Genomic DNA, 8,782 nt, shown 5'->3' on the forward strand with positions numbered 1-8,782 from the left:
TTAATAGTTAGTCTTTCGTGCTAACTTACTCGAGGGGAGACAGTGTATTTGTCCCCCCTCCGCTCTTTCCATATGATTTTATATTATGCCCGACGATTTCTTCTTTTCTTTGCTAAGAAGAGAACTGCTGCAAATGCTGCTAAAATTACTCCTGCTGCATACGGAGCCACATTTAAAAGAATACCTGTTGGTGTGATTTCATCTCTGTTGTTTGTAAATACAACTTTATTTGTATTCTCTACAACCTTATATTCTCTATTTGTATCTGCATTGTCTTTGTTCTGATCGTTTACCGTAACTGTTGTTGTATATCCATTCTGTCCGTGTTCAGTTTCATACAATGTATAGTCAGTATCTTTTGGAAGTTCAGGCACTACCAGTTTTTCTCCGCTTTTCAGTGAAAATGTTGCTTCAGTTCCTACAACAATCTGAACGTCCTCTGTCTGTGTGCCTGCTTTATGTAATTTTGCCTGAATGGCAGAGCCGTTTTTCAGAGAATCGTTTTCTTTTACCGTGATATGAAACTCGAATGCTTTCTCTGTTTCTCCGGAAGCACCCGTTACGTTTTTCTCTACTGTCAGGCTTTCTGTTTTATAAGTATTCACAAATTTTAAAGGTACTTTTTCTCCTTCTGCCTGATTCTGATCATTTAACTTTTTAGCCACAAGAGATGTCGGATTTCCATCTTTATCTACATATACGTCCAACTGATATTTTGTGTTATCATAGGACATTCCTGTACCCTGTCCCGCATTTTCCGATACTTTATATCTGTAAATTGCCGGTTTGTTATGCTCAAACTGAACTCCGCTAAAGTCAAATTGTGCAGTTGTGTCCTTTGCCACTTTCTTTCCGCCCTCATCGGTTGTCTGCGTATCCTTGTCAAACTGCCCTGACTGAATTGCATCTGCACCCTGCAGTTCTTTTCCTTTTTTGACTTCCAGATTATTCTCTTTTGTATTTGGTTGAACGTCAAGCGGCTCGATTTTAAAACTAAATTTTTGATTTGGAACGATTGAACCACCATCTAATACAACATATTTTTCAATCTGAAGATTTCCGCCCGTCGTCACATGACCTGCTGCTAAAACGCTTCCTCCAATCATTGAGCAAAGTAACATTGCTCCCGTTGTTACCCCAAGTAATTTTCTTTTTAAACCCATAATATTGTCTCCTTATAAATATTTTTCTTTTGTTACACAGTTTTCTATCTGTTTTAAATCATGTTTTTTCTACCTCCCACTCTGGCTTTTTTTGAATGATAACATTGTTATCGTCTGCATTTAGTTATCACATAGTCTTCTTATCGTTATTTCTAATAATTTTCTGCTTTTCTTTCAAAGTATGCCTTTGGGTGCGCGCATACCGGGCATTCTTCCGGCGCCTCATCACCTTTATGAATATAGCCGCAATTATTACATTTCCAACCTTTCGGGGCATCTCCTTTAAATGTTTTCTCCCTGAGCGGCATCTGTTAAATTCTCTTCCAAAGTTCCTATTCCAAGCAATTCTTTAAACCACATTTTTGCATGCTCTTTCTCCTGATTAGCAGTCTCTTCAAAAATATTTGCAATTTGTACAAATCCGTTTTTTCTCGCTGCGGAAGCAAAGTATGTGTACTTATTTCTTGCCTGAGACTCCCCCGCAAACGCTTTCTTTAAATTTTCCTCTGTCTCTGTTCCTGCATATTTAGACATATATATTCTCCTCCTTCTGTCATACTCTTTTACATTTTTCTTCATCTTCTTATAATACACATCTGTCTTGTACACAACACTTTCAGCCAAAAGCAATCGTTTCTTACATTGTTTTCCCACTTTATACATACAAAAAGAGAGCGCAATACATTTATCGCGTTCCCTCTGTTTAACCCTATATGTTTTCACTCCGGATTGTTTCGATAATATTCTGTTTTTCTACCTTTTTCACCGCATACTGCATCGTTAAACACAAAATGATAAATACAAACAGAATGCAGATAATTACCTGTTGATACGGCACAATATATGACATTTCCAAAATGTTCGTAAACTGTCTGTAGAAAATGTATGACAGACCTAATCCAACCGGAACGCCATATAAAAGCGATTTCGTTCCATACAGAAAACTTTCATACCATATCATTTTCTTAAATTCTTTATCCGTCATTCCGACAGACCGCAGCGTAGCAAATTCTCTGCTGCGCAATGCCACGTTTGTCGTAATCGTATTAAATACATTCGTAATACCGATAATGGAAATGACCGCCACAAATCCATATAAGAAAATGGAAATAATCAGATTGATACTGTTATTTTCTCTCGCCTGTTCTGCAAAATCCATATACGTCCAGCCGTCTTTTCCTGTTATTCTTTCCATGTTCTCACGAACTTTCATTGTGTCCTCGGCATCTATATATAGCCCGTCATATCTGAAATCCCGATGAGACATCCACTCCTCCGACACAATCACATTTACCCCGTAATAAAAGTTTTGTGTAAATGGAAACCTGTCTGCACGTTTGACAATCTCAATTTCTCCGCCGTCAAACTGTAATTTTTCCCCTTCTTTCACCGCCAGTTCATGGTATTTTGTCTTTTTCGCTTTCTCATCTTCTTCATCCCGAACAAAAGAAATACTTGTATCACATAAAATACCTTTATCCTTTACTTCTTCATAGGACAATCCCAATTCCTTTGCAAACGCTTTATATGTTTCGTTGGAAAGGGAATAAAATACATATTGCGCTTCTTTATCTTTCTCTTCCTGCGTAAATTCTTCTATGCCTCTGCTCTTTTCTGCCGTCTTTGTAAAAGAAATATTTTTCGGATCTCCTATCCAAACTTTTACAATCTCCGCTTTCTTTACTCCGTCTACCTTGCTTGCTCTTCTGAAAATTTCTCCCTGTTTTCCCAAATCGTCCTCATCATAATGTGCAATCAAGTTATAGTCCATTTTCGCAAATTTCATGTTCTGCATTTCCTGTCCGTATATCCTTACGGAACTGATAGATAAAAATAGTACAATACTGATGAAAATGGAAAATACGGTTATTCTGTATTTTTTTCGACTTCTCTTTAAATTTTTTCTCGCAATCTCTCCCTCTATCCCGAAAACTTTTCGGAATAGTTTTGATGTACGAAGTTTCTTCGCTTCCAATTTTGTATCTTTCGCCTCACGAATTGCCTCCATAGGCGAAACTTTTTGTGCTTTCTTTGCCGGAATAAGGGAAGAAATATAAATCATAACAATCGCTATCGCCACGGCAATAAGAATTGCCACAACGGACACATACATTTTTAATTCAACTTCCCCGCCAAACGACGTTCCCTCTAAAATCTTCATAACAACCTGAAGAGTACACCAGATTGCCCCTACGCCAAGCAGGACGCCGAGAGGAATGGCTATAATACCTAAAACTACTCCCTCAAACAAAACATTTTTCCGTATCTGCTTAGAGGTTGCTCCGACACTCACCAGCATGCCGTACTGTTTCAATCTCTCTGTAATAGAAATATCGAAACTATTTTTAATGACAAAAATTGAGGTCAGTAAAATAATGCCGATAACCATTCCCGCCAGTACTTTCAATACGACTAACACATTCGCATTTACGACTGCTCCCTGAAAGTCAAGCAGTATATTATTAATCTGTAACTCATGTAATCCCAATTCTTTTTCAAGCATTTCCCGAAATGCAAATGTATCTTTCGGATTTTTCATCAGCATGGCAACATCTATATTTTCACTGATTTTTTCATCATCGGATATTGTAAACAAACTACACCCGAGCATCCCCTCTTCACTGTGGAATTCAACTGCCGACATTCCTGAAATACCCGACACGGTATATTCCTTTTCTTTGCCGTCAATATTTAATTTCAGTTTGTCGCCCACTCGGATTTTTGTGGTGTAATCTCCCCAAAAATGTTCGGGAATTACAATTTCATTTTCACTCTGTGGAAATTTCCCACTCTGTAAAATCATTCCCAAATCCGAAAAATTTTCCTTTTTTACCGCACGCACTTTAATCTTCGTTGCATTTTCTTCGTTTACTCCCTCTTCATACTGTAATGAAAGAGGTTTCGCATTGCCGATTGTCTGTATAACGATTTTCTTTTCTGCCTTTTCGTTGTGCAAAAGATATTTCTGCTTATCTTTCGGCACATTTTCAACCAGAATATGATAATTTCCCGAATTTTTCTTTACAAAATCGACAAGGCTTCCCTGCATACTGGATACAAAAGTTGTTATCGCCGTAATTAGCGCCACCGAGAGTAAAATTCCAAAAATCGTAAGAACCGTTCTTCTCTTATTCTTCTTCAGACTTTTTACCGTGAGTTCATTTAAAATATTCATAAACTACCTCACTTTCTCATCTTTTACGATTTTTCCGTCTGCGATAGTGATAATTCTATCTGCCTCCAGCGCAATATTCTCATCATGCGTAATCAAAAGAATGGTCTGGTCATATTTTCGATTTGTCATTTTCAACAGGTCAATAATTTCTCTTGACGCTTTACTGTCTAGGTTCCCTGTCGGTTCATCTGCCAGCACAATTGCCGGGTGGTTAATTAGCGCTCTTCCGATAGAAACTCTCTGCTGCTGCCCTCCTGACAACTGATTTGGCAGATGCCCTCTTCTGTCCGTCAGGTTTAATATAGAGAGCATTTCTTCTAATTTTTCTTTTTCCACCTGTTTACCGTCCAATCGACACGGCAGCACTATATTTTCCTCCACAGTTAAAATTGGAATTAAATTGTAAAATTGATAAACCAGCCCTAACTGTCTTCTTCTAAAAATTGCCATTTTGTCTTGATTTAATTCAGAAATTTCTGTTCCGTCAATATAAATCTTACCCGACGTCGCTTTGTCCACTCCTCCAATCAAATGAAGCAATGTAGACTTTCCGCTTCCCGAAGCACCTATAATCGCAACAAACTCTCCTCTTTCTACAGAAAAACTCACATTATCCAAAGCCCTCACTTCCGTATCGTTTACTCCATATGTTTTACATAGATTTTCCACTTTTAAAATTTCCATAACTGTCCTCCTTTTTCCTTTTGACAGTACCATCATATCTGACGAAAGTGACTTTAAAGTGACTCTGTCGATATTTTATTGTTATTTTTTTCAGGAGGCATTTCCGGTGTGGCTATTGTATCCCGAAAATATTGCGGAGTTATCCCGGTATGTTTCTTAAATGTTTTATAAAAATGTGATAAGTCATAAAAACTGAGTCTTTTTGAAATTTCTCCTATGGGAATTCCGGACTGCAGCATCATTTTAGATTCCTCAATCTTTCTATGATTGATATATTCATTAACGGACATGCCTACTTCCTCTTTAAATTTCCGGCGCAGCGAACTTTCTGACAGATAGAATTGCTCTGCCAGTTTCGATATCTTTATGCTGTCATAAATTTTCAGGTTAATGTACTGCAAAACGCATTGAATCAGCGAAGATTTTGCACGGACAGATACCCCGTGAAGTTCTTTTGTGAAATGGATAATAGCACTGTCTCTTGTGACCAAAACCCCCATAAAGTCCTCTTGCTTCTCTAATTTTCTAATATAGTAATTTCTAAGTTTAATCACAGATAAAATGTCTTTCCCCATTTGAATTGCCAAAGAGGATAATTTTTCCAAAATAGTAATCGTATAATTTTTTTCCGTTTGAAGAGAACTGCTTGTCAGAATTGGAAAAACACTCGTCCCAAGTTCCGCCAGACCGCTTTTCAACTTTTCGAGATCCCCCTGACTTACAAGATTCATAATTTGATTTTCATAATAAAAAGTATAGCGCTCAACTCTAAATGTATTGTAAAGTTTTCCTTCAGAAAATGGTTTTTCAGTTCAAGCTGATTTTCCTCCACCTGTTTATGCAGTTCTGCCGAATAACCGTCTTCCAGTTCCATATCAAACAAAAATCCCAACAGGGAAAGATAATCTCTAATATCTCCCAACGGATACACCGGAAGTGTCGAATAATATTCCCAGCATTCCTCTTCTTTTAACATTTTTTTATTCTTCTCCGTCATATTATTATAGACAAGGGAAAATGTTTTTCTCGAAACGTTATTGATTCGGAAAGCCCCCATGACAATCTTTACATTTTTATATTTTAGACAGAGAAAAATTTCATTTAATATGCCACTGTAAAATTCAACAGCATTTTGTGCGATAATTCTTTTTTTAAATTCATAAGAAATGGGATATTTGTAAATAGATGTATAACTTTTCAAAATCTCGTTCGTCTTTTCATCTAATACCCACACCGGCATCTTCAGTGCAACGTGTAATGCCTTAATTTTCTTTAAATCCTGTTCATTTATCCTCATGTATTAACCTCTTTCGTTTTAATATACCGCAAAAAATTTCAGGACAAATTCCGTTCCTTTCTGTTTTTCGCTGTGAACCTCTATATCCCCGCCCTGATGTTTTACAATGCTTTTTGTGAATGCAAGTCCAAGTCCGACACTGTCCTCCTTAGCATTTTTACTTTTGTAAAACCGCTCAAAGATATGAGGCAAATCTTCTTCATCAATCCCCTCTCCGTTATCCCATATACTTATTTTCGTATAGATATAATTCTCTTCCCACGATATTTTTACTTTTGTCGCACCATGTTCAATAGCATTTTTTACGATATTGCATATGCCTTCTTTTGTCCACCGAAAATCGCACCACGCCTTTGAGTTCTCTTTTCCGTTCTTTTCAATGATGCTTCCCGTAATTTCGCATAAAGCACAAAATCTGTCTTCAACTTCCGCTATCAAATCTTTTACCAAAATTTCTTCCTTTTTCAATGTAAGTGTCCGGGAATCTAACTTAGCCAAATTTATTATTCCTTTTACAAGCCACTCTATCTTCATCATATCCTTTTGCATATTGTCCAAAAACAAATCTTTTTTCTCCTGCGGCAAATCCATTCGCAGCAATTCATTTGCCATATGTAAAGAAGTAATTGGCGTTTTTAACTGATGTGAAATATCCGCCAGAAATTTCTCCAACTCACATTTGCTCTCCTCCAAATAAGCATTCTTTTCCCTTAAAAGCATTGTAATGTCATATACTTTGTTTTTCAAAATGCTGGCTTCTCCTTCTTCATTATCATGTAACTGCAACGTTTCTCTGTCGGACAAAATGTCCTCACAATATCTTTCCATTTCCCGCAGTTTTTCACTCTGTTTTTTCTTGTCATACCAACTGACCGAAAAAAATAAAATGCCATTCAGCAGACAAATACCCGTAATCTCAAGCGCCATGGATATCGGACTGAAATCGCTCTTCTCCACCCCATATTTTCTTAATATGTCCGTTTCGCCCTGCTCCTCACCGTAAGCCGACAAAATTTTTTCTGTCGTATCGTACAGCCACCCGTTTATTTTTCTTTCTTTTGCCATTCCAAACAAAATACATACGGAAAAATTAAATATCATACAGCAACAGAGTATTCCCAACCATTTTTTCTTTTCCACATTAGCCTCCTATTTTATATCCCATTCCCCTTACCGTTTTAATTATGTCCGGTTCATAAGGATTATCCTCTATCTTCTCTCTCAACCTTTTTATGTAAACAGTCAGCGTGTTATCATTAACAAAATTTCCCGAATCGTCCCATATATGGGACAATATTTGATTTCTTGTTAAAATTCTTCCACGGTTTTCAAAAAACAATAATAAAACTTTGTACTCCAGCGCAGTCAGTTCCAACTGTTTCCCATTCTTATAAGCAACCTTCTCTTCTAAATGAATGGATACATTTCCGATAATCAGTTCCTGTTTCCTGCTGTCCTCAATTCCCGTAAGCCGGATTACATTTTTCACCCTGGAGACAAGTTCTCTTGGCCGGAAAGGTTTCGTAATATATTCATCTGCCCCCAAATTAAATCCCTTCACAATGTTTTTCTCTTCGTTCAGCGCCGTAAGGAAAATAACCGGTATCTTTTTCGACTGTATTTTCTGAAAAAATTCAAAACCGCTTCCGTCCGGAAGATTCACATCGAGAATCAGCAACTGCGTCTTCCCTTTTTCCAGTTTCTCTCTTCCCTCCGAAACACTCATTGCCAGTTCCGCACAATATCCTTCACTCTCTAAAAGAAACTGCAATCCTTCTCCTATATGCCTGTCATCTTCTATTATCAAAATCTGAATCATCTTGTCTTCCCTCCTAATTCATTCATACCACTGGTATTATACATTAATTTGCACAAATTAAAAGTATTATTTTTATATTTTTTAGATAATTTATTGCTCATTTTCTCGGTTTGTTGTATAATAATAAGTATCAAGACAGAACGAAATATACATAAAGGAGATAGTGCTATGGTAAATTTATTAGTAGGCCCAAAGGGCAGTGGTAAAACACAACAAATGATTGATTTTGCTAATGAGAAAGCAAAAACATTGGACGGAAATGTAGTTTTCATCAAAAACAGCCATAATGATACATACAATGTTTCTTTTGATATAAGAGCAATATGTATGGCTGATTACCCATCTATCCGAAACATCGATGAGTACACCGGTTTTATCTACGGCATGGTTAGTTGTAATCACGACATTGAGTGTATTTTTATTGATGGTATTTTAAAGCAATCCGACATTTCACTGGAAAACATGCCTCGTTTCGTAGAAAGGCTCAAAACCATCAGTAAACTTCATCATATCGATTTCTACCTGAGCATCAGTGCAAAACGCGAAGACTTAAGCGATATCGATTTAACTGACTGTCAGATACTCAATTAGTCAAGACCACCGGCTTAGCCGGTGGCTTGCTTTAACCCTATAAGGGTCTATTA

At 37.1% G+C, this 8,782-nt stretch carries 7 protein-coding genes and 2 pseudogenes; 1 reads left to right on the top strand and 8 read right to left on the bottom strand.

Translation table 11 applies throughout. The features are described from left to right. Positions 1-83 precede the first annotated feature (83 nt). The 8 genes and pseudogenes from ACYQ35_RS11395 to ACYQ35_RS11430 form a co-directional block, all read right to left on the bottom strand. A complete protein-coding gene (locus tag ACYQ35_RS11395; protein WP_459833657.1) occupies positions 84-1,163 on the bottom strand; it encodes a DUF7601 domain-containing protein in 1,080 nt (359 codons plus the stop codon). Positions 1,164-1,315: 152 nt separating this feature from the next. Continuing rightward, positions 1,316-1,697: pseudogene (locus tag ACYQ35_RS11400) on the bottom strand (rubrerythrin family protein). Between the two features lie 175 nt (positions 1,698-1,872). Next, positions 1,873-4,338 (bottom strand): ABC transporter permease, encoded by a 2,466-nt coding sequence (locus tag ACYQ35_RS11405; protein ID WP_459833660.1) that lies wholly within the window; start codon positions 4,336-4,338, stop codon positions 1,873-1,875. A 3-nt stretch (positions 4,339-4,341) separates the two neighbouring features. Continuing rightward, the gene (locus ACYQ35_RS11410; RefSeq protein ID WP_009757413.1) at positions 4,342-5,022 is read right to left on the bottom strand and encodes an ABC transporter ATP-binding protein; all 681 of its coding nucleotides are present in this window, start codon (positions 5,020-5,022) and stop codon (positions 4,342-4,344) included. A gap of 53 nt (positions 5,023-5,075) precedes the next feature. Then, positions 5,076-5,768, bottom strand: a pseudogene (locus ACYQ35_RS11415) (YSIRK-targeted surface antigen transcriptional regulator); the annotation flags it as partial. Next, the gene (locus tag ACYQ35_RS11420) at positions 5,750-6,319 is read right to left on the bottom strand and encodes a hypothetical protein (RefSeq protein ID WP_459833664.1); all 570 of its coding nucleotides are present in this window, start codon (positions 6,317-6,319) and stop codon (positions 5,750-5,752) included. The pseudogene ACYQ35_RS11415 and the gene ACYQ35_RS11420, both read right to left, overlap by 19 nt. A gap of 18 nt (positions 6,320-6,337) precedes the next feature. After that, positions 6,338-7,459 carry a sensor histidine kinase gene (locus tag ACYQ35_RS11425; RefSeq protein ID WP_459833669.1) on the bottom strand — a complete coding sequence of 374 codons (1,122 nt, stop codon included), beginning with the start codon at positions 7,457-7,459 and terminating at the stop codon, positions 6,338-6,340. A gap of 1 nt (position 7,460) precedes the next feature. After that, positions 7,461-8,138, bottom strand: a complete 678-nt coding sequence (locus ACYQ35_RS11430; protein WP_459833671.1) for a response regulator transcription factor — start codon at positions 8,136-8,138, stop codon at positions 7,461-7,463. Between the two features lie 168 nt (positions 8,139-8,306). Between ACYQ35_RS11430 and ACYQ35_RS11435 the strand changes: the two genes are divergently transcribed. After that, positions 8,307-8,729: a hypothetical protein gene (locus tag ACYQ35_RS11435; RefSeq protein WP_009757417.1), complete on the top strand. Its 423-nt coding sequence runs from the start codon at positions 8,307-8,309 to the stop codon at positions 8,727-8,729. Positions 8,730-8,782 lie beyond the last annotated feature (53 nt).

It is taken from the genome of Faecalimonas hominis (genome assembly GCF_054660755.1).

What these genes read in the sequence shown, in the direction of transcription:
- ACYQ35_RS11395 (WP_459833657.1), bottom strand. Translation starts at nt 1,163, where the DNA reads ATGGGTTTAAAAAGAAAATTACTTGGGGTAACAACGGGAGCAATGTTA.
- ACYQ35_RS11405 (WP_459833660.1), bottom strand. Translation starts at nt 4,338, where the DNA reads ATGAATATTTTAAATGAACTCACGGTAAAAAGTCTGAAGAAGAATAAG.
- ACYQ35_RS11410 (WP_009757413.1), bottom strand. Translation starts at nt 5,022, where the DNA reads ATGGAAATTTTAAAAGTGGAAAATCTATGTAAAACATATGGAGTAAAC.
- ACYQ35_RS11420 (WP_459833664.1), bottom strand. Translation starts at nt 6,319, where the DNA reads ATGAGGATAAATGAACAGGATTTAAAGAAAATTAAGGCATTACACGTT.
- ACYQ35_RS11430 (WP_459833671.1), bottom strand. Translation starts at nt 8,138, where the DNA reads ATGATTCAGATTTTGATAATAGAAGATGACAGGCATATAGGAGAAGGA.
- ACYQ35_RS11435 (WP_009757417.1), top strand. Translation starts at nt 8,307, where the DNA reads ATGGTAAATTTATTAGTAGGCCCAAAGGGCAGTGGTAAAACACAACAA.